We start from the raw sequence: 21,532 nt of genomic DNA, 5'->3' as shown, positions 1-21,532 counted from the left end.
TTCATAGTTACTTCTTATTATCGACCCTCTTTTATTTTTCGTAAAGCTATTAAATCAAAAATCCGCTTAAATCTACGCAAAAAAGTCACCCATTTGAAAATGAGTGACTGTGATGTTTATTATACTTTAAAGGTTTTAACTGTATCTTGTAACTCTTCAGCCATTTTACTTAGAATATCTGCTGATGCAGACATTTCTTCCATAGAAGCGTTTTGTTGTTCAGCTGCAGCTGCCACACTTTGTGACTGCCCTGATGCCTCTGCTGAAATTTCTGAAGTTCTTTCTACTATACTAATGATACTGTGTGAACTTGCATTAATTTGCTCAAATATTGCAGAAACTTCTTGAGTTTGTGCAGATACTTCTTCAATCATTTTAACGATATGATTGAAGTTTTCGCCTGATTCAGACACAAGGTCAATACCGTTTTTAATTTCAATTGAACCTTCATTCATTGAAGTAATTACTTTTTTGACTTCATTTTGGATAAATCCTACTAAACCAGAAATTTGTCCTGCTGCTGATCTAGATTGTTCAGCTAGTTTTTTAACCTCATCTGCAACAACTGCAAATCCTTTACCTTGTTCGCCAGCTCTCGCAGCTTCGATTGCAGCATTAAGCGCTAATAAATTCGTTTGCTCAGCAATTTCGGTGATGATTGTAACAATTTTACCAATCTCATCGGACTTTTCGCCAAGTGAATTAACAATATTTGATGTGTTATTTACCGTATCATGAATCATGTTCATCTGATTAACTGTTTTTACTAAAACTTTATTTCCATAAACTGCTTTTTCAGAAGTAGAAAGCGAATTTTCCGCTACTGTTTGAATTGATGAAGCAGCTTGTTCCATTCCTGTTGAAATTTCTTTTACAACTGTAAATGCTTCTAAACTACTTTTTTCTTGTTGTTCAGCACCTTCTGCAATGTTAATAATCGAGCTTGTAATTTGCTCAGAAGCCCTACTTGTTTCTTCTGCACTTGCAGACAATTCCTCTGATGTTGAAGCAACTAATTGTGAATTATAAACAACACTTTCAATTAGTTCTTTTAAATTAGCTGTCATTGTATTAACATTACTTGCTAATTCACCAATTTCATCTTTATTTTTAATATCTAAAGGCTCTAGTATAAGATTACCTTCTGCAACTTCCTTCACTTGCGTCGATAATTTTGTTAAAGGTTTTCTAATACTTCTGATTAACACAACTGCGATTAAAATAGTCAGTACAAACGCAACAATTACACTAATTAAAGTTGTGTAAGTAACATTTGTAAATTCTTTATTACTATCTTCATTAATTTGCTTACCTTGTTTTTGGTGCATTATAATCAATGCATCTAAGTCAGTATGCATTTTATCAAATAGAGCTGTTCCACTAAATGATGTCAAAACAGCATTTTTTGTATCCATCTTATTACTTAACTCAAGAATTTCTGCATTCTTTTCTACAAAATCATCCCATTCAATATGTAGTTTTTCGAATAATGCTTTTTCTTCTTTTGTTTCTAGTAATTTTTTATATTCAGAAAAAGCCTGATCAATTAATTTATATTGACCTTCCAATTCGTACTCATATTTTCTTTTGTAAGACTCATCATCACTTAACATATGCTTTTGAGTCGTACTTAAAATATGTTCTGCAATATAATTGATTTCACCAATCAACTCTACCTTTGGTAAAACTTCTTCACTTACTTCTTTTGTATTATTGTTTAGTCTAAATGTACTTGTTATTGAAAAAGCGCTAAGCGTTAAAATAATAACTAATATTAGAATAAATGAAAATATTAGTTTTCGACCAATTGTCCATTTCATCCATACTTCCCCCTAATTACAACAATATCTATCTACTTTTACATTTAAATGTATCGGCGAATATTCAAAAAATTAAAGTAATAATCTTAGAATAATAATTAACTGTTAATTTAGAATTTTTAAAACTAATATTGTAGAGAATATTCTAATTTTTATCCAAAACTACTAAACTTCCATTGTTATACAAATATAAACTTTCCCCATAGAATCGTTAATTAATGAAATCTAGTGATTGCAACTTAAATTTGCTCTTTTTGACAAAATGTCTATGAAGCAGCTTTTTATAAAAATAACATCTCAAGAGACATTGCGACATTGTCGGGGTGGTATTCTTCATAGTAGTAGGTATAGTTGAAGAAGTATTTGATGTAAATACATGAAATTACATTTATAGAAAATGAAAAGATTGAATCAATAATTTAACTCTCTTCTTTTTCAAAATCTTTTAAAATAATTGAAGGCTACTCAAGAAGGTGAATGTAACGGAAGGTGCTCGACTCCTATGGGAAATGTGGGACAGCTGAGACCCCGCAGGTGCGAACGCACCGAGGAGGCTCAGCGCCCACCCCATGGAAAGCGAGCACCTGTAGTGGAATTCAACACACTTCTTTCCCAGACAGACCCTAAAACAAAAAAAAGAGCCTACAATAGACTCTTCTAACCATTACTCATTTCTTTTAAAATAAGTAGCTGTATGTTTATCTCCTTGAAGTCCTTCAATTTCCTTTACTTCCTCCAAGCCCTTTACAAAACTACCCGAACAGCTTGGACATAACGAAACACCATCAGTCAAATTCTCACCGCACTTTGGACACGGTAATCCAATATTCGGAAAATGCCTCTGCAATATTTTCCCTTGTCTAACCCAATCATAGATCCACTCTTCATTCACAAGTGTAGCATTCAAAACTTGCACAATCGTAGCAGTTCGATTTTCTCTTTTTCTTAGATAATCTAATACAATCTCTAACCAAGCATTGTCTATCTTCTGACACTTTTGACATAGTTTACTTTTTCCATTTTGAACCGTTAAAGAAAAGCATCTTTCACAATTAATAGGGTTGTTCATATGATCTTCGCTCCAATAAAATTCTGACAATAATTTTATAAAAAAATGGAAGATTACTTAACTGAATTAACTTTTATGCGATTTGAACTGTACGAATTGATTCTTCAATATATACTTCCATCCTCTAGATGAATCAATATTATTATCGGCAAGAAATTCCAATTTTTTTACCAATTTAAAATGTACAACTTTTAAGAAATATTTTCAATCATTATATATTACTCAAATTCTAGTTAAATTAATGTATTTTAATATTCTGTCCCTCGAATTCAAAAAAACTTTTTAAATAGACTACCTTTCAAAATACCTTTACAATATATTTAAGTTATAAGAATTGGAATATTTTGTATAATGTTCAACACTGTATTGAAGATACGATCAAGTAGATTAAAGGAGAGTAAAATGAATATTTCAAAAAAGTTATCACAGCTAAAAAGCGAAATAGGTAAAGTAATAATCGGTAAAGATGAAGTTGTAGAAATGATATTTATTGCACTTATTAATGATGGACATATTTTACTAGAAAGTGTTCCAGGTACAGGAAAAACTCAGTTAGCAAAGAGCTTCGCTAAAACGATCAACGGATTATTTAAGAGAATTCAATTCACACCCGATTTATTACCTAGTGATGTTACAGGAATTCAATTCTTTCATCCAAAACATCAAGAATTCCAACTTAGAATTGGCCCTGTAATGACAAATATATTATTAGCTGATGAAATTAACCGCGCTACCCCTAGAACGCAATCAAGTCTACTCGAAGTGATGGAAGAGCGCCAAGTTACAATCGATGGCGAAACGATTTCACTTCCAACACCATTTATTGTAATTGCTACACAAAATCCTATTGAATCTCAGCAAGGTACATTCGCATTACCAGAAGCGCAAATGGACCGATTCTTCATGCAAATCAAACTTGATTACCCTACTTTTGAAGAGGAAAAGAAAATGATGCAGACACATCGAACAAATTCTCCTTTTTCACGTTTGAATCAAATATTTACTTTAGATGAAATTACTCAAATCAAAGAGGAAGTTAAAAATATACATATTTCCGATGAGGTTGAAGATTATATTTTAAGTATTGTTCAGGAAACTCGCCAACACGAGGATATTCAAATGGGTGTAAGTCCCCGTGGAACACTTGCATTGATGAGATGCGCTCAAGGCCGAGCATTTATAAATAATAGAACATATGTAACTCCCCAAGATGTAAAGGATGTTGCTGTTTATATGTTGGCGCACCGCTTAGTATTAACGTTGGAAGGCTCTTTGAAAAAGAATAATGTCCAAGTGATGGATTCTATTTTAAAAAATGTAGCTGTACCTGTTGAAGCTGGAGCGAATAAATAATGATTTGGAAAAAAGAAGTCTTTGGAAGAAATTCATTAGATGGATTATCTGTAATTGGTATCTTCTTTCTGATTATCAATTTCTATCAATCTTCATATTTATTAATGTTTTTAGGCACTCTCTTAATTGTCATGAGCTGGATGGGCAAATATTATTTACAACATGTTGCAGATCATCTTGTTATTGAAAATAACAAAGAATCAATTAAAGTTTCTGTTGGAGAAGAATTTAAACTTCCACTTAAATTCACTCAACTTAGTAGATTACCAATCATCCATGCAACTCTTCGGATAAAATTGGAACCAATTATTGAAGCCCCTAATTTACATTCAAGCTCAAGTTCAGATAAAAGAGATTTAGAGCTGACTATACCTTTTCAAATTAAGGGGAAAGAAAGTGTACAAGTTTCGCTTCCACTAAATGCTGTAAAAAGAGGCGTTACTAGAGTGAAGTCACTGGAAATCACTGTTACGAATTTCTTTGGAGTAGGCTATGTGGAACTATTATGTATCCCTTTTTTGCATCAAGAAATTGTCATATATCCTAATTTAATTCCTGTACCTAAAATTGAACAGTTGATCGCTACAAAATCATATGGTTACTTTTCATCTTCTTCAAGTATGTTCGAGGATGTGTTGGCACCAATTGGTACTAGAGACTATGTTTATTCTGATCCTTTCCAACGAATTCATTGGAAACAAAGTGCAAAGGCTCAAGTCTTACAAACGAAGGTATTTGAGAGGACTGCTGAATACTCATGGACTTTTATTATTAATTTACGAGATATAGACTTACCGAATTATCGTATGAATGTGATAGAAAATCTTGATTCAATTGCTAGTAATATAGCTTATATGGCTAGATACGCTACCTTGAAGAATATTGAATACGAAATTGTTCTGAATTTGAACATGGAAAGTGGGGTTCCAGTTTATCACTTGCCAGTAGGTGGGGGATCAACTCAATTAGGAAAAACCTTTGAAATACTTGCTCGTATAAATCGCGAAAGAAGTACTCAACCGATTTCAAAACTATTACATTTTGTAGAGAAACAACAACTAAAATCACCTGTCGTAATCCTATGTGGCCCATTTGGGCGTGAGGGTGATCGCTATTTCGCACAAATGCAAAAAAGAGGTCAAAAAGTTTATTATCTTCAGGATGATGAACAACATCCTTCAATCGTACCACTTTGACGATCGTTTTGTTTCAAGTAAGAGGAAAATGAGAGGTACATTATGATTAACCGTATACTTCCTAATTATTATTTTTCATTAGAATGCTTATATGTATATTTTCTTTTATGCTTATTTAATTTCTCATCAAATCAACTTCCACCTTTATTTAGCTTTCTTAGTGTATGTTTGGTAGGAAATATCAGTTTATTTTTCATTCTACAGCAAAAACAAGTAACACAATTAATCCCTTTCCTCACTGGAATCGTTGCAGGTGGAATCGGATATGTTCTCGGATTCAATCAAATTACAGCGATCGCATGTGCTTGTTTTCTATTTTTCCGTATGAAATCATTCTCAATTGATTCATCGCTTTGGATCGAAGAACGACATAAATTTCAAGTTCTATTCTATTGCAGTGGCCTTTTCATATTATTTTATGGTTGGATTGTAAATTATTCATATATGAATGTGCTGTATGGGATTTCGATTGGTTTTACAGTCCTTTTTAGCTTTGGACGTTTTTTACAGCAAGCGGTTCATAAAGATGCGCTAAAAAATGTGCATGGCTTATTCGGAGCCCTTTCAATTGCGGTAATTTTAGCTTCAATTGTAACAGTCTTTATTCCTACGGTGAAATGGGGAATTTTTAAATTACTCGATGGTTTACTGGGTTTAGTAGGCTTTATGGCAGCGCCTTTATTCAATCTCTTAGAAAAAATTCAGCTTCAACCTAAACTAAAGGGAGAAGAAGAAGAACTAAGGCAAAATCTAGATAAACTACCACAGACACAAAAAGATAACATCATCATATCCGATATACCTTCTTGGTCTTGGCTGATTATTTTCATTCTAATATGTATCATGATTGGCGTTTATTTATATAAGTTTAAATTCATAAAAGTTGAACAAACTTTACAACAATCACCACTAGAAATTGACCAACTATCATTTAAAGAAAACACAAAAATAATAAAACGTTTTTTCAATTATTCTGCCCCATCAGATCATATTCGTAAATTAATATTCCAACTTCAAAAATTTGCACTCAAACACGATCTTGGTAGGCATGAACACGAGACCTTAAATGAATGGTTTCAACGTGCTGAATTCCAACATCATCAAGACCTTCTACATGCATACGAGCAAGTTCGTTATGGAAATGGGATATTAGAGCATAATGAAAAATACTATGAAAAGGAATTCCAAACATTAAAAAAAGAGATAAAAGACCGAACAAAGGATAAAGCGAAGAAAAACTAAAATAAAACAAGGGTTAGAAGTTTATAGACTTTTAACCCTTTTTTTTTTATGCTACAAATATTTTTTTGAGATTGTATACTTATTAATTTTTTCAATATCTGGCTCATATCCAATCCCAGGAGAGCTTGGAACCTTAATGATGCCATTTTCTACTGTTACCTCTGGTTTAATGATATCTTCTGCCCAGTATAGTGAAGACGCGGCTGTATCGCCAGGTAAGATGAAGTTTGGTAAGGAGGTAATTGCAATATTATGTGCTCTTCCAATACCAGATTCTAGCATCCCACCGCACCATAAAGGTATTCCATTCTCAAGACATAAATCATGAATTTTCTTTGCTTGTGTTAAACCGCCGACTCTTCCAACTTTGATATTAATAATTTTACAACTTCCTAGTTTTAAAGCTTTCCGCGCATCCTCTAATGAATGGATGCTTTCATCAAGACAAATAGCTGTTTCCATTCTATTTTGAAGTTCAGCATGATCAATAATGTCATTATAAGCTAATGGTTGTTCGATCATCATTAAATTGTATTGGTCTAATGCTGTAAGATGCTCAAGGTCAGCTAAAGTATAAGCCGAGTTTGCATCAGCCATTAATGGAATATCCGGATAGACTTTACGTACTTTATCTATTAATTCAACATCCCAGCCTGGCTTGATTTTTAATTTAAACCGCTTATAGCCTTCTTCTAAACGTGATTGTATTATATTTATTGTTGCATCTATGCTGTCTTGAATCCCAATACTAACTCCAACTTCAATTTCTTTTTTTGTTCCACCTAATGCATTTGAAAGCGAAATATTTTCCTGCTTAGCATATAAATCCCAAACTGCACCTTCAATTGCCGACTTTGCCATATAGTTCCCACGAATATGAGCAAAATATTTTTCAGATAGTTCATTAGGATGAGAGATTTCATTATTTAATACAATCGGAATTAAATAATCTTCAAGTATATGACGATTTGTTTTTACCGTTTCCTCATTATATAAAGGGTCTAACATCGCAACTGATTCAGCCCAACCTGAAATTCCATCCTCACTAATTGCTTCAACTAAAATGAATTCTCGGTCATATTCAGTTCCAAAGCTAGTTGTAAATGGATGTAATAAATCTAGCTTCATATGGCGTAAAATGACTTGTTTAATTTTCATAGATAAAACTCTCCTATTCTATTTACTTAATACATAAAATTGAACGGGTAATTCGGTCTTGTTATTCTTATGAAAATCAATGACCTTCCAACCATTTGAAAATAACTTTGTAAATACAGATCTCGTTATCATTCTCCACTCTTGTGCAAGTTGAAGATTATGATCTCTTATTGATCGAAAATCTTTCGGAATAGCAACAAATGCTAGCTTTTTCTCTATCTTCGCTAATTGTTTACTTGGCACCGGAAATCCTTCTTCGTTTTCGTTCCACTGTATAATTGACTCAAGTATCACTTGATTTAATTCAATGTCATCTAATTGCTTACCATTATTTGTATCATTTCTGATATGCCATTCTACAAGGAAACGGTCTGATGGAATACCATTATTAAGTAGATCATCCATCTTTCCATAACAATTCTCAACATAATGACTACAAATCCCACCAAGCTTAGCAATATTTAAATAACCATTCACGCTTTCTAACGGATCATAAGTCCATGTGATAAGAGAATAACCAAGTTCAAGCGCTTCTTCGCGTTGTGCAATTTTAAGTAGGTTTCCAATCCCTTTATTTCGATATGCCTTATCGATCCCCAACATATGTGAACAAAGATAAAGTGAATTACCATCGAATCCAGGAAAGCTATATTGGAATCCAACTAGTTTCTGATCATCGTAGGCACCTAAAACAAGTCCGCCATTCTTTACAGCAGTTAACGTTTGATGTGTTGGAATTGAATCATTCTCTCCCCAAATTGAGGATTCTAGTTTTCTAACTTCTTCAAGTTCTTCAATAAATTGTAGGGAACGAATAGTAATCTGATTTGTCTTAGTCATGAAGATCCCCCTTTTGATTTTTTTATTATTCTTGACTAAAGTCTGCTTGTTTTAAAGGAACCATTTTTGTTTTTTTCAAGATTTTATAACCAAAATAAGCTAATAAAAACAATGGTAAGCCAATATAAGAAACTAAAATACCATACCAATCAATTTGTGCACCAGTGAATGCAGAATAATTTTGACCAAGTATTGCGATGACACAAAGAATCGTTGCTACAATTGGCCCAAATGGATACCATTTTGATACATATGGTAAATCACTTAATTTTCTTCCTTGCGCTATGTATGCTTTTCGAAAACGATAATGTGTAATTGAAATTCCTAACCAAGAAAGAAAACCAGATAATCCAGCAGCATTCAATAACCATGTATATACTGTCCCTTCACCAAAAAGTGAAGTAAGAAAAGCAGCCATCCCAATGATTGTAGATAAATAGATTGCATTTGTAGGAATGCCATTAGAATTTACTTTTTTTAGAAATGCAGGTGCCTTCCTTTCCTTTGCTAGAACCCACACTACCCTTGATGCACCATACAATGCGGAATTTCCAGCTGACAATACAGACGTTAAAATAACAGCATTCATGACTGATGCAGCCATAGCAATTCCAGCATTTTTAAATACAAGTGTAAAAGGACTCACCGCAATATCTTCAATATCAGAGCTTAATAGTTGTGGGTCATTGTAGCTAATTAGGCACCCAATAACAAAAATCGCAAGGACATAAAATAAAAGCAAACGCCAGAAAATTTGTTTGATTGCCTTAGGGATATTTTTTCTCGGATTCTCACTTTCACCAGCAGCAATCCCAACTAATTCTGTTCCTTGAAAAGCAAATCCGACCACCATAAACACACTAATGATTGATAGAAATCCTCCTTTAAATGGAGCCTCACCATTCGTAAAGTTATCAAATCCTGAAGTATGTCCATTCATGATGCCAAATATCATAAGAAGTCCTACAGCAATAAAGATAATTATTGTAATTACTTTAATAATCGCAAACCAAAATTCTGATTCTCCGTACCCTTTTACAGTTAAAATATTTAAACCAAAAATCAGAAAAAGGAAAATCATACTCCATACGATTCCAGGGACTGATGGAAACCAATATTTCATAATAATGGCAGACGCGGCCAGTTCGAGTGCAACAACTATTGCATTGTTATACCAATAGTTCCATCCAACCGCAAAGCCTAAAGCAGGATCAACAAATCTTGATGTATACGTACTAAATGAACCAGTGATTGGAATTAATGCTGCCATTTCTCCTAAGCTTGTCATCAAAAAGTAAACCATTATACCAGCAATTAAATAGGCTGTTAACGCCCCACCAGGTCCAGCAGTATGAATAATTGATCCACTTGCCAAAAATAATCCTGTACCAATTGTTCCTCCAATCGCGATCATAGAAAGATGTCTCGTTTTTAATTTACGATCTAAATGATTTGGGGCAATGTTTGTTTTCAAACTCTGTTGAGAAATATTTGTTCCATTTTGCATCATTACACCTCTTTTTTAGATTGAAGTCGTGCCTTCTTCTAATGCTATTAACACTGATTGAACTAATATTTTGGAACCATAATGAAGTGCATCTAAATTAAAATTCATTTGTGGATGATGTAGACCAAAATTTAGATCACATCCTAATCCAATCATTGTTGCAGCAATGTTAGGGTATCTGTTTGTATAAAAGTGGAAATCCTCACCACCATTAGAGATACACTTAGGAACTACATTTTTAGCACCAAGAATATCAGCAATTGCTCTTGCGACAATCTCCGTTGCACCTTCATGTAAAACGGCCGCTGGTACAAATTCTTCCATTGACCAAGTCATTGTCCCCTTAGTCTCATCTATGATTTCGCTAAAAATATAAGTAACAGTTTCGTTTAATAGTTCCATCACTTCATTTGTTTGCGCACGTACATCAAGAGTAAATGTAGCTGTTTCAGGTATGACATTTGATGCTTCATTTTCTGTTTGAAGCTGCGTCATTTTTATTGAAAAAGGTGTGTCAGTTTCAATTTTTATTGCCTTTAATTTCATGACAAGTAAAGTAGCCATTTCAATTGCATTAATTCCATCTTGTGGACGAGAGGCATGTGCTTGACGACCTTTAAATGTACCTCTGATTGTTTCAGCAGACCCATGAATAATGACAGGTGATGCATGTAAAAATGGAACCTCCGACTTTGGACGAACGTGAATACCAAATAATGAAATGACATTCTCTAAAGCCCCGTCTTCCATCATTTGAAGTGCTCCCTCACCTTTTTCTTCAGCAGGTTGAAATATAAACCGTATCGTATGTTTTGGCTTTATACCACTTGTTGCGAGTGCAAGTGCAGTGAAAAGTACCATTGTGCTATGTGCATCGTGTCCACAAGAATGATTAGCTCTTACAACTCCCTCTACTTCTTGTACTAAAGCATCCATATCTGCTCTAACCGCAACGACTGTTTCTAATTCCCCTTTTAGTTCAGCAATCAACCCATAATGAGCTTGAAAAGTCTTAACATGGAAACCCGCTTCTACTAATCTATTTCTAATATATTTAGAGGTTTTTTCTTCCCCCCAACTCGGTTCGGCTAGCGAATGTAAGTCATGATATGTTTCTAGAATGGCGTTTTTATGTAGATCAATATATTTAATTGGATTCATATTTTAATAGCCTCCTTCATGAAAAGCTTTATTCAATAAATACCTCATAATTTGAATAAAGCTTTTCTAATTTCTGTTGATATGATTGAACTTTTTTTCGATCTTTCTTATAAATTCCTGCAATGACTAAATCTAATAAACTAATGACTGATGCAATCGAATTTGTTCCACTCTCAACGTTTTCTTCAGTTGTTAAGACAATATCAGCAATTCGCCCGATAGGAGACAATAATCGATCGGTCACCGAAATCAGTTGAATATCATGCTCTTTTGTACATTCGCATATCGTGAGGGTGTCTTTTGCATATCGCGGAAAAGAAAATGCAACAACAACTGATTGCTTCGTTAAATTACTAAATTTTTCGTAAAAGTCTCCTGCCGGCGTACATAAATAAACATTTTCTCTTAAAGAGCTTAACGTACTAGAAAACCAATATGCAGCAACATGTGAAATTCGATGACCAACAATTAAAATTTGATCAGCATTCATTAATGCATCAACAGCTTTCCATACTTCTTGTACATTTGATGGTTCCAATAAATTTCTTAAAATATTTACTTCATTTTCAATTACTTTTGAAAATGTATCTTCGTTATGTTGTTCCTCTTTCTTGATTTCCCCATTTGTGATATCTGATTTATTCATTTGAAGAAAGTGTTTTTGAATATTAATTTGCATATCACTAAACCCTTCAAACGCTAACGCATAAGAAAGCCTTATGACAGTTGTTTCACTAACATCTGCCTCTTTACCAATTTGATAAGCAGTTTTAAAGGCACTTTCTTCCAAATGCTCAATCATATAATTAGCCACTTTCTTTTGTCCAGGTGAAAGTTGAGAAAATTTTTCTTTCACTAACAATTTAAATGAAATTTGTTCCATGATCATAATCCTTCCATCTTTGAAGTTTTAACTTCATTCACAATTAATTTTGCAGTTTATCCTTCACTTATTATTTATACATTATCATAATTCATACATAAAACAAATACATTTTTAATTTTCAGACTATTATTCAACCTATTCTTTAACCCTCTTCTTTTTTTTAATAATGATAGAAACATAGTACATTCGTTGATTAAATTTCTTTTTTTTAGTCACATGCCCTTACAAATAAATAAAAATTGAATTAAATAAATTAGGACTTCTTTACAATTTAATAGCCAACCGTGTGTAGAGAATTGCTCAACCACAAATGGTTAACAAGAATATAGTTTGAAAACATTCAGGAAACTTAAATCGAATACTGGTACTGTTCAGTCATAGATCATATGAAACCAGTTAAATGAGGAGGGAAAAATTTGAAAGTCCTTGTAATCTGGCGCCTTTTAACAGTTGGAGGAGTAAATGCTGGTTGGAGAAACCGGGCAATTTATTTTAAAAAATATGGAATTGAAACCGAATTCCTTTACACAACAGACCACGGTGGACTTCACATTATGGAAGATGTCGCTACTGTTTATTTAACGAAAGATGAAGATAAAATTATTAATATCATAAAAAATAATGCTTATGATGCAATCATTGTAGTAGATACGGGGGCCGCTTATAAATGGATTCAAAAAGCAAATTATCATGGTCCTGTTATTGTCGAAGCTCGGACACCAGAATTAATTAAACTACAGCCACATTTAAAAAAGTTTAGAACAATTGAGCCTGTTTCCATTATTGTTCCTTCTAATTATCAAAAAAGATTAGTTTCTATCTTAACTGATAACATCCCGATCAATGTCATCTACAATGGCGTCGACACGTCTTTTTTTCGTCCATTAGTGGAAAATGAAATAGATTTTGAAAACGAACCGCTTCTACCTAAGGATAAAAAAGTTGTTTGTTGGATTGGTAGAGTTGATAAGCGCAAAAATTGGCCAATGCTCGTAGAAATAGCGAAAGCAATTAAAAGTGAACGGACTGATATTGAAATATGGTTGATAGGTGGCGCACAAAGTGTACAAAGAGAGGAATTTGCCATGACATGGAAGGAAGAGAATCTGACTGATATCATTAAATGGTTCCCAGTCATTCCCTATCAACAAATGCCTCATGTTTATGCAAAAGTGCTTCAATCTGGAGGATGTTCTTTAGCTACAACTAAATCAGAATCATTTGGAAATACATTTATAGAATCCATGGCATGTGGTGTTCCAGTTGTTGCTTCAAACATTATGCCAATATCGGAACTTGTTATGAACGGAAAAACTGGAAAATTGTATCGTGGCCATGATGTGCAAGACGCTGTTAAGAAAATTTATTCCGTTTTAGATAATCCAGTTCATCATGAAAAAATGTCCAAAGCAGCAACAAGGCACGTAGATCGACATTTTGCAATCGAAAAAGTTGCCGATATTTATCTTCAAATACTTTTACAAATTGGGCATAAAGATAATGAGGTGAAGTACGATGATTGAGCCAGTCTCCTTTGTCAAAAAACTTGAAGGTAAATCGAACTCGTATTTAATTACTTTTAATGATGGAAGAGACTATGTTGTTAAGTACTTTCACAATGGTTTCGAAAAAGCATTACCCAATGAATGGATTGCATATTGCATAGCTAGATATTTAGATTTGCCTATTCCATTCGCTCAAATCGTCCAAATTCCAGTTGAATTCTCATCTAAAATTCCTGATTTAACGGAAGAAGTTATCAATAATTCTCAGTATCAATTTGCTTCATTATATGTACCGAACTGCAAGGATGGCCATCAAGTTTCAACAATTCAACATATCGTAAATGCTAGAAGTCTTGCAGGAATCATATTATTTGATTACTGGCTTTATAATGAAGACCGCACACGAAAAAATATTCTTTTGCATGAGGAAGACTCGAATAACTATCATTTATGGATTATTGATCATGCAGAGGTTTTTGGTTCTTACAGTTGGTTAATTCCGGAAATAGAAAATTTGCCTCAGAAAATTATGAAGAGTGCTACACACCAATTAATGGTGGGCTTTATTGAAGATGAGAAAGAGTTTAAAAAACATTTAAATATTATTCAAACTGTTCCAGTCCTTTTATTAGAAGAAATTGTTGAATGTATTCCTGAAGATTGGATGGTTTCAAAAGAAGAAAAAAAAGCGATTGTTGGTAGACTCGTCAACCGTCGAAAAAAAATCCTTCCACTACTTTTGAAAAAGTTTTTAAAAAAAATATATCGTCCCATTAAAAACATTCCTTAAAAAATATTGAAAATAAAAACGACTTCTTTCTATTAGAAGTCGTTTTTACTTGTAAACAAACTACAAAAACCAAGAGATCTAAACTGTTTGAGTAGTCGTTTTAGTTTTTTTAGTCTTATGAATTTACATTACGTTTATCAAAATCGATGGTTTTCCAATAGGATAGTATTCTACTGTTCCACAGTCTCTTAACTTAGAATCTAAAATACAATTTCTACCATCAAAAATAATTGGATTTTTCATGCTCTCTGTTACACTCTTTAAATCTAATTCTTTAAACTCATTCCATTCAGTAACAATGAACACTGCATCTGCGTTATTCACCGCTTCCTTAACAGATGATGAATATTCTATCGTTTCACCTAATATATGTTTTGCATTTTCAATTGCAACCGGATCATAAGCACTGACTTTTGCACCTAATGACAGTAAAGCACGCGATATTTTAATAGAAGGAGCCTCTCTCATATCATCCGTTTCTGGTTTAAATGATAAACCTAATAATGCGATTTTCTTCCCGGCTAATGAACCAAAACGTTTTAAGGCTTTCTCAACGAGCAACTCATGTTGATGATCATTTATTGCAATAACCTCATTTAAAAATCCAAAGTTTACACCATTTAACTTGGCAGTATAAAGTAATGCTTTTACATCCTTTGGAAAACACGATCCACCATACCCAATCCCTGCATGTAAAAATGCTTCACCAATTCGAAAATCTTTACCCATTCCTTTTGCAACATCTTCAACATTTGCTCCAACTGCTTCACATAAGTTAGAAATTTCATTAATATAGCTGATTTTACTTGCTAAGAAGGCATTAGAAGCATATTTAATCATTTCTGCACTTCGTATATTAGTCATGATAAACGGCACATTTAACGGTTTGTACATCTCTTTTATCTTCTCTCTAGCTTGTTCGTTTTCACTTCCTATTACGATGCGATCGGCTTTCATTGTGTCTTTAATAGCAGAACCTTGTCTTAAAAATTCAGGATTAGAAACAATTTCAAACGATATCTCTTTTGGACAGTTTTTTTGAATTAAATCTTTAATATATTCATTCGTGCCAACTGGAACTGTACTTTTAATAACAACAACTGTATTAGGTTGAATATGTGTTCCAATATGAACAGCAGCACCTTCTAGATATGATAGATCGGCAGCACCATCATTTCTTTGTGGTGTTCCAACAGCAATTATGATGATCTCAGCTGACTCTAAACCTTCGCTAAATGACGATGTAAAAAATAATCTTTCTTCTAAAGCATTTTTAACAAGTAGTTCGTCTAGTCCTGGTTCGTAAATCGGTGAGATTCCAACTTGAAGATTCTTTATTTTTTGCTCGTTTATATCGATACATGTAACGTAATGGCCTATTTCAGACAAACAAATACCAGTCGTCAAACCTACATAGCCCGTACCTAAAATAGCAATTTTCATTTTATTCATTCCCCCTATTTAGGGAGTATTCTTTTTCAATTATGTCTTTTAAGAATGCAATGACTTCCTCTTTTATTTCATCTCTATGAATTGCAAAATCAATCGTTGCCATAATAAATCCAATTTTATTACCAATATCATAGCGTCTTCCCTCAAAGTTATATGCCAGGACCTTTTGTTCTTTATTCAATTCATTGATGGCATCCGTTAGCTGCAATTCACATCCTTGTCCAACAGGAAGTCTCGATAGTATTTCAAAAATTTCCGGAGTTAGAATATATCGACCCATAATAGCATAATTTGATGGCGCAATCTCTATTTTCGGTTTTTCTACTAAATAGTCAATTTGAAACAAATCATCTTCATTTTCTATATTTTTTGGTTTAATAATGCCATACTTACTAACATCTTCATCAGCTACATCTTGAACAGCAATTACTGAGCTATTATGTTTTTCAAATACATTTATTATTTGTTTTAGACACGGGGTTGATGACAACACAATGTCATCACCTAACAATACAGCAAATGGTTCATCACCAATGAAGCTTCTTGCACATAATATTGCATCACCTAAACCTTTTGGCTCCTTTTGACGGACATAAAAGATTTTGACTATGTTTGATATTTTCTGAATCTCCTTTAATTCTTCTAATTGGTTTTTACGTAGTAGAGCTTCTTCAAGCTCGTAAGACTTATCAAAATGATCCTCAATGGATCTTTTTCCCCTACCACTAATAATTATGATTTCTTCAATACCTGATGCAACTGCTTCTTCAACAATATATTGAATAGTTGGTTTATCAACTATTGGTAGCATCTCCTTCGGCTGTGCCTTCGTTGCCGGCAAAAAACGAGTCCCGAGACCGGCGGCGGGAATAATAGCCTTTCGGATTTTCATCTATGGTTGCCTCCAAATCTTTGTTCAATAATACTGTATATGTGAATTTGGAATTTTGGACACCATATAAGCCTATTAATATTGAAAGTTCAATGTATACCTAGTAGACGTTTCTCATATATGGACAAATAATCTACTATTTCAATCACCTACTATGTAATAAATTTAGTAGGGTATTTGCATTTACAACTGAAATATACTTGTTAATCCTCCATCTTAAAACTAGATGAATTGAATATTTATGTAAAAAAATTTGCATACTAAAGGTAATGAGGTGATATTTATGCTCAAAAAAAGTTGGCCAATGGCCGTAATAGTCATTCTTCTATTTATTTACTATATGTACATTCTTCCTATTATCATAAAATGGCATGATCGACCATAATCAAAATAGAATGTTAACTGTTTAAAACATACTAAAAAGAGCATGTAAGATTACAAGCTCTTTTTATTTTCTAAGAAATAAACTTCTTATTATGCTGTTCCGTAACACTCGAAATTTTTCTTAGTCCTTTTTGATGGTTAATTTGTGTATTTAGTTCATTTCTTGTTTCTTTCATTGTATTAACATCTATCACTTCGACAACCGCGTTCGTATTTGCAATCACTCGATCTGTTATGCTTCTGATTTTTCTTAATGTTCTTGGGTTAACATTCGTTACATCTCTAATTTGAACAGTCTGCTTCCCTTGTACCTTATTGCTTCGAATAGATTGCTTTACTAATGCTTCTAAGATTTTTTCCTCGAAAGATTGCATCATTGCAACTGTTTCTATGACTCTTTCCTGGATAGGTTGTTTACCCACTGTTTCTATGACTTTTTCCTGAATAGGCTGTTTAGCCACTGTTTCTATGACTCTTTCCTGGATAGGCTGTTTACCCACTGTTTCTAGTTCTTTTTCAATCTTGATTTCTTTAATTTCGTTATTCTCGTTAACTTGGTTTTCCTCAGATACTGTAGGAATGTTTTTGTTCGTTTGTACAGGAGCTGCTGTTTTAAAGACTAATTTAGATTCATATTGTTCTAACTGCTCCGAAGTAACAGTAGAAACAAATTCTGATCTATTCCATACGTCTAAAATCTCATTTCCTACTCGACTCCAGGTATATTTAGAAACTGCTAGTTCTCTTCCTCTGTTACTCATGCTTCTCATTAATGATTTATTCGATAAAATCTCTGTAATCTTTGTTGCAAATTCACTAGGGTCTTCTGGATTTTCAACAATTAATCCATTTTCACCAGGTATAATAACTTCTGGGTTACCACCTCTTGCTGTTGTTACAATAGGAAGTCCTGCTGCCATTGCTTCATAATGAACTCTAGCAAGTGGTTCTTGCCAAAGAGAAGTACAAACAAATATATCAGCTACAGCAAACCAGTTTTGCATTTCAAATGGTGAAACGAATCCTGTTGTAACGACTGGAACTTCCTGTTTTTTTGAGATGGCTCTTATATATGCTACATAATCTGTTACATTATTTTGACTAAACCAATTACTCCCTACTATGACCAATGCTAAATCTTTAAATGTTTTCGATAGCTGTGGTAGAGCTCTAATTAAACGGTCTACTCCTTTATTTTCAGAAAGTCTGCCCGCAAATAAAATGACTGTTTTATTCTCTAAACCATATTCTCGTCTAAGTGTATCTCTAATTCCACTCATTTTCGAATTATTTCCAGGTAAAAATCTATCAGAATCTACTCCGGAATAAATTGTTCTAATCTTATTAGAAGCCTCAGGATAAAGTTCGCGAATTACATTCCCTACATAGTCACTGACAGTTACAATATTGGAAACTTCTTCAATTACCAACTTAGCTTCTTCTGGATCGATTTTACCAAGATTAAACATATCGTTATGCATACTCAAAGTTATTTTTGCATTAGGAGCAACTTTTCGAATTGGCAAAACCAATCGAGGTCGGTTAAAAATGTGAATTAAATCGAATTGATTTGAATTTATATATTCAACGACACCTTCACGATACAATTCAAGTACTTTTCCAGGAACACGAATATATTTCACTCCATCAATTATTTCCTCATCTGGTAGTGTTGGGTCATTTATTCCCATAATTGTTATATCATGACTTTTACTTAAATAAGGTAAACTTCCTGAAATATAGGTTTGAATCGCTCCACCTAAAACTGGAGGTACCGGAAGATTCTCAGTACAAACCATTAATATCTTCATGATTTATCACTCCAGTCATTTCTTATTTCATTTAAAGTAGCCCATTTTGACTGCTCCAGATCAACAATCGATTGAATTAATTGAATTGTTGTTTCAGTTAAGAATAGTTCTGGTTCATATAGAACTTCTTTAATATTTTTATAAAATTCATTTGGTAATGAGAAATCAATCATTAGTACCTCATATAACTCTGGAGAAATAGGATTCGCTTCATGATAGGACTGAATCATTTCTCGAACCCAAGTAGCATCCCATCCAAATAAATCCGACATTGTTCCAGATATTAACTTTCTTAAATCACGAATAGGTAAGTCATATGCTACTCCATCAAGGTCGATGATCCACATACCATTTGGTCCCATTTGACCATTTGACCAACCATAATCCTGATGAACTAATCCCCAATTTGCATTACCTTCATTTACCATCTCAAAATATTGAGATTGATTTAGATCTTCAATACTTTTTGCTGCTTGTTCCTGAAACATATCAACTACATTTAATAACGCCTGACTTGCTGGCATTTCTTCATAAGCTAATGCTACTGTTCGGAACCAATTCATTTTTGAATATATTTTTTCATAACTTTTTGGCCATTTGTGTAATCTTGATGCTACTTCAGCTTGACTAGGTGGAACGTAGCCTTTGCTTAAACGATGGAATTCCCCTAATGCGTAGCATAGCTGTTTTGCCCCAACTAAATCTTTTGACACTGGAGCTAACGTTTCAATCCACTCTGCCACAAACCATAATTTCCCACCTGCTTCTACATATTCCTCACCATTTTTTGTTCTAATGATAGCTGGAACTCTAGCCTCTTGTACTTCAACCAAATACTTTTGAGCACCCAAACTAAACATACTTCTAGTTGGTCTTCTGTGTAAAAGCTTAAAACTTTTTGGACCAGCGTTTGTCTCTATCTTCCAAATTGCTCCACCTTTATCTGGTTTTGTTGTAACAACTTGCATACTGTTAACTTGAAGATCATATTCCTTTAACACTTCTATGCCAATCGCTTCTATATACTCAGGTACGTAAAACTCATGAGTTAGTTCGTCGACATCCCATGGTTCAATTATTAAATTTTCCAAATTCTCCCTCCTACTTATTTAATGCCCATTAAAAAATGAACATTTCAAAGGTGAAATGTTTTTATTTTACTCATCTCTCTGAGCACTAAGTCAGTATAGACCTAATCTAATAATATGAATTTGTACAAGTGTTGTGAGGGCTAAATCCTTTTAATAAAAAAATTTCACAGCCTAAAATGTGATTTCATAGTTATTTGCATATTTTTCCAAGCGGTAGAACCTCGTCCTTTAAACTACATATGATATGTTATCGGTTATTAGGTAAGGAGGTAATTCAAATCATACAGAATACTAATAGACTCATTTTTATTACTGGTTGTGCAGGTTTCATAGGATTTCATCTATCTCGTCGCTTATTAGAGGAAGGTTGCCAAGTAATAGGTATCGATAATATAAATGATTATTACGATGTAACATTAAAATATGATAGATTAAATATGCTAAAGAAATACCAAAAGTTCCATTTTGTGAAAGGTTCAATAGACAATAAAGAATTAGTAGAAAGTCTATTTGAACAATATCAATTTGAGATTGTTATCAATTTAGCAGCACAAGCAGGAATTCGATATAGCATCGAAAATCCCGAGTCTTATATTCAATCGAATCTAGTTGGGTTTGCAAATATTCTAGAATGCTGTAAACACCACAAAATCAGTCACCTGATCTATGCATCATCAAGTTCAGTTTATGGAAATAATAAACACATTCCCTCATCAATTTATGACCGAGTAGACCATCCAATCAGTTTATATGCTGCTACAAAAAAAGCGAATGAATTAATGGCATATACTTACAGTCATACATTTAAACTTCCTACTACTGGACTACGCTTCTTCACAGTTTACGGACCTTGGGGTAGACCCGATATGGCATTGTTTAAATTCTCTAATGCCATCATCAATCAACAGCCGATCGAAGTGTATAATTATGGAAATATGAAAAGAGATTTTACGTATATTGATGATGTTGTAGAATCAGTCATGCGGATTATAAATAATGGTCCACCGAAGGAATCTGATTCGTACTATAAAATTTATAATATCGGTAATCATAAACCTGTAAAATTAGACTATTTTATTCAGTTAATTGAAGTGCAATTAGGCAAAAAAGCAATTTTAAAGTTATTGCCAATGAACCCCGGAGAAGTTCTTGAAACATATGCTGATATTGAACAATTAGTAAATGACATAAAATATCGTCCTCAAACTTCTATCGAGGAAGGGTTAATTAAATTTACAGACTGGTTTAAAGACTATAAAAATATTAAAACTTAACTAGAAACAGACCGAAAATTTAACTTACTGCAATTAGCAAAAAAATTATATAACTATATAATTAACATTTAAAAATAGGGGCTGTCTCATAAGACTATTTG

Annotated in this window: 17 protein-coding genes; 6 read left to right on the top strand and 11 right to left on the bottom strand. The window is 33.2% G+C overall.

The annotated features are described in order from the left end of the window. Positions 1-119 precede the first annotated feature (119 nt). Complete coding sequence (locus CAB05_RS12000; RefSeq protein ID WP_088000068.1) at positions 120-1,820, bottom strand: HAMP domain-containing methyl-accepting chemotaxis protein; 1,701 nt, start codon at positions 1,818-1,820, stop codon at positions 120-122. A gap of 664 nt (positions 1,821-2,484) precedes the next feature. Continuing rightward, positions 2,485-2,889, bottom strand: coding sequence for a hypothetical protein (locus CAB05_RS11995; protein ID WP_088000067.1), 405 nt, complete (start codon positions 2,887-2,889; stop codon positions 2,485-2,487). 402 nt (positions 2,890-3,291) lie between these two features. Between CAB05_RS11995 and CAB05_RS11990 the strand changes: the two genes are divergently transcribed. The 3 genes from CAB05_RS11990 to CAB05_RS11980 are packed head-to-tail and all read left to right on the top strand — an operon-like array spanning position 3,292 to position 6,680. Next, a complete protein-coding gene (locus tag CAB05_RS11990; protein ID WP_088000066.1) occupies positions 3,292-4,242 on the top strand; it encodes an AAA family ATPase in 951 nt (316 codons plus the stop codon). Further along, positions 4,242-5,438: a DUF58 domain-containing protein gene (locus CAB05_RS11985; RefSeq protein ID WP_088000065.1), complete on the top strand. Its 1,197-nt coding sequence runs from the start codon at positions 4,242-4,244 to the stop codon at positions 5,436-5,438. Before CAB05_RS11990 ends, CAB05_RS11985 begins: the two co-directional genes overlap by 1 nt. A gap of 42 nt (positions 5,439-5,480) precedes the next feature. After that, a complete protein-coding gene (locus CAB05_RS11980; protein WP_088000064.1) occupies positions 5,481-6,680 on the top strand; it encodes a DUF4129 domain-containing protein in 1,200 nt (399 codons plus the stop codon). 51 nt (positions 6,681-6,731) lie between these two features. On the opposite strand, the gene menC is transcribed toward CAB05_RS11980, so the two are convergent. From menC to CAB05_RS11955, 5 genes are read right to left on the bottom strand one after another with little or no spacing between them, the layout of a single operon-like run. After that, a complete protein-coding gene (gene menC, locus CAB05_RS11975) occupies positions 6,732-7,838 on the bottom strand; it encodes an o-succinylbenzoate synthase (RefSeq protein WP_088000063.1) in 1,107 nt (368 codons plus the stop codon). 18 nt (positions 7,839-7,856) lie between these two features. Beyond that, positions 7,857-8,678, bottom strand: coding sequence for a GNAT family N-acetyltransferase (locus CAB05_RS11970; RefSeq protein WP_088000062.1), 822 nt, complete (start codon positions 8,676-8,678; stop codon positions 7,857-7,859). Between the two features lie 25 nt (positions 8,679-8,703). After that, a complete protein-coding gene (locus tag CAB05_RS11965; RefSeq protein WP_088000061.1) occupies positions 8,704-10,185 on the bottom strand; it encodes an amino acid permease in 1,482 nt (493 codons plus the stop codon). Between the two features lie 15 nt (positions 10,186-10,200). Beyond that, positions 10,201-11,346, bottom strand: a complete 1,146-nt coding sequence (locus CAB05_RS11960; protein WP_088000060.1) for an amidohydrolase — start codon at positions 11,344-11,346, stop codon at positions 10,201-10,203. A 28-nt stretch (positions 11,347-11,374) separates the two neighbouring features. Beyond that, on the bottom strand, positions 11,375-12,229 hold the full coding sequence (locus CAB05_RS11955) for a MurR/RpiR family transcriptional regulator (protein WP_088000431.1): 855 nt from the start codon (positions 12,227-12,229) through the stop codon (positions 11,375-11,377). 419 nt (positions 12,230-12,648) lie between these two features. On the opposite strand from CAB05_RS11955, the gene CAB05_RS11950 reads away from it, so the two are divergent. Together CAB05_RS11950 and CAB05_RS11945 are read left to right on the top strand one after the other, a co-directional pair. Then, positions 12,649-13,755: a glycosyltransferase family 4 protein gene (locus tag CAB05_RS11950; RefSeq protein ID WP_088000059.1), complete on the top strand. Its 1,107-nt coding sequence runs from the start codon at positions 12,649-12,651 to the stop codon at positions 13,753-13,755. Beyond that, complete coding sequence (locus CAB05_RS11945) at positions 13,748-14,527, top strand: HipA family kinase (RefSeq protein WP_088000058.1); 780 nt, start codon at positions 13,748-13,750, stop codon at positions 14,525-14,527. Before CAB05_RS11950 ends, CAB05_RS11945 begins: the two co-directional genes overlap by 8 nt. A gap of 123 nt (positions 14,528-14,650) precedes the next feature. Here the strand turns inward: CAB05_RS11945 and CAB05_RS11940 are convergent, their stop codons facing one another. The 4 genes from CAB05_RS11940 to CAB05_RS11925 all read right to left on the bottom strand — a co-directional run bounded on the left by CAB05_RS11940 (position 14,651) and on the right by CAB05_RS11925 (position 20,157). After that, a complete protein-coding gene (locus tag CAB05_RS11940; protein WP_088000057.1) occupies positions 14,651-15,970 on the bottom strand; it encodes a UDP-glucose dehydrogenase family protein in 1,320 nt (439 codons plus the stop codon). A gap of 1 nt (position 15,971) precedes the next feature. Then, complete coding sequence (gene galU, locus CAB05_RS11935) at positions 15,972-16,871, bottom strand: UTP--glucose-1-phosphate uridylyltransferase GalU (RefSeq protein WP_088000056.1); 900 nt, start codon at positions 16,869-16,871, stop codon at positions 15,972-15,974. A 455-nt stretch (positions 16,872-17,326) separates the two neighbouring features. Then, positions 17,327-19,066 (bottom strand): glycosyltransferase family 4 protein, encoded by a 1,740-nt coding sequence (locus tag CAB05_RS11930; protein ID WP_088000055.1) that lies wholly within the window; start codon positions 19,064-19,066, stop codon positions 17,327-17,329. After that, a complete protein-coding gene (locus tag CAB05_RS11925; protein WP_088000054.1) occupies positions 19,063-20,157 on the bottom strand; it encodes a CotS family spore coat protein in 1,095 nt (364 codons plus the stop codon). The genes CAB05_RS11930 and CAB05_RS11925 overlap by 4 nt, the downstream gene beginning before the upstream one ends. A gap of 239 nt (positions 20,158-20,396) precedes the next feature. On the opposite strand from CAB05_RS11925, the gene CAB05_RS11920 reads away from it, so the two are divergent. After that, the gene (locus CAB05_RS11920) at positions 20,397-21,431 is read left to right on the top strand and encodes an NAD-dependent epimerase (RefSeq protein WP_167374467.1); all 1,035 of its coding nucleotides are present in this window, start codon (positions 20,397-20,399) and stop codon (positions 21,429-21,431) included. Positions 21,432-21,532: the final 101 nt, after the last annotated feature.

Source organism: Gottfriedia solisilvae, assembly GCF_002128405.1.
Classification (GTDB): domain Bacteria; phylum Bacillota; class Bacilli; order Bacillales; family Bacillaceae_G; genus Gottfriedia; species Gottfriedia solisilvae.
This window is presented reverse-complemented; position numbering and strand designations above follow the sequence as displayed.

Coding starts and splice junctions, on each gene's coding strand:
- CAB05_RS11940 (WP_088000057.1), bottom strand. CDS start 15,970: ATGAAAATTGCTATTTTAGGTACGGGCTATGTAGGTTTGACGACTGGT.
- CAB05_RS11930 (WP_088000055.1), bottom strand. CDS start 19,066: ATGAAGATATTAATGGTTTGTACTGAGAATCTTCCGGTACCTCCAGTT.
- CAB05_RS11920 (WP_167374467.1), top strand. CDS start 20,397: ATGATATGTTATCGGTTATTAGGTAAGGAGGTAATTCAAATCATACAG.
- CAB05_RS12000 (WP_088000068.1), bottom strand. CDS start 1,820: ATGAAATGGACAATTGGTCGAAAACTAATATTTTCATTTATTCTAATA.
- CAB05_RS11985 (WP_088000065.1), top strand. CDS start 4,242: ATGATTTGGAAAAAAGAAGTCTTTGGAAGAAATTCATTAGATGGATTA.
- CAB05_RS11995 (WP_088000067.1), bottom strand. CDS start 2,889: ATGAACAACCCTATTAATTGTGAAAGATGCTTTTCTTTAACGGTTCAA.
- CAB05_RS11980 (WP_088000064.1), top strand. CDS start 5,481: ATGATTAACCGTATACTTCCTAATTATTATTTTTCATTAGAATGCTTA.
- galU (WP_088000056.1), bottom strand. CDS start 16,871: ATGAAAATCCGAAAGGCTATTATTCCCGCCGCCGGTCTCGGGACTCGT.
- CAB05_RS11960 (WP_088000060.1), bottom strand. CDS start 11,346: ATGAATCCAATTAAATATATTGATCTACATAAAAACGCCATTCTAGAA.
- CAB05_RS11990 (WP_088000066.1), top strand. CDS start 3,292: ATGAATATTTCAAAAAAGTTATCACAGCTAAAAAGCGAAATAGGTAAA.
- CAB05_RS11945 (WP_088000058.1), top strand. CDS start 13,748: ATGATTGAGCCAGTCTCCTTTGTCAAAAAACTTGAAGGTAAATCGAAC.
- CAB05_RS11955 (WP_088000431.1), bottom strand. CDS start 12,229: ATGGAACAAATTTCATTTAAATTGTTAGTGAAAGAAAAATTTTCTCAA.
- menC (WP_088000063.1), bottom strand. CDS start 7,838: ATGAAAATTAAACAAGTCATTTTACGCCATATGAAGCTAGATTTATTA.
- CAB05_RS11970 (WP_088000062.1), bottom strand. CDS start 8,678: ATGACTAAGACAAATCAGATTACTATTCGTTCCCTACAATTTATTGAA.
- CAB05_RS11965 (WP_088000061.1), bottom strand. CDS start 10,185: ATGCAAAATGGAACAAATATTTCTCAACAGAGTTTGAAAACAAACATT.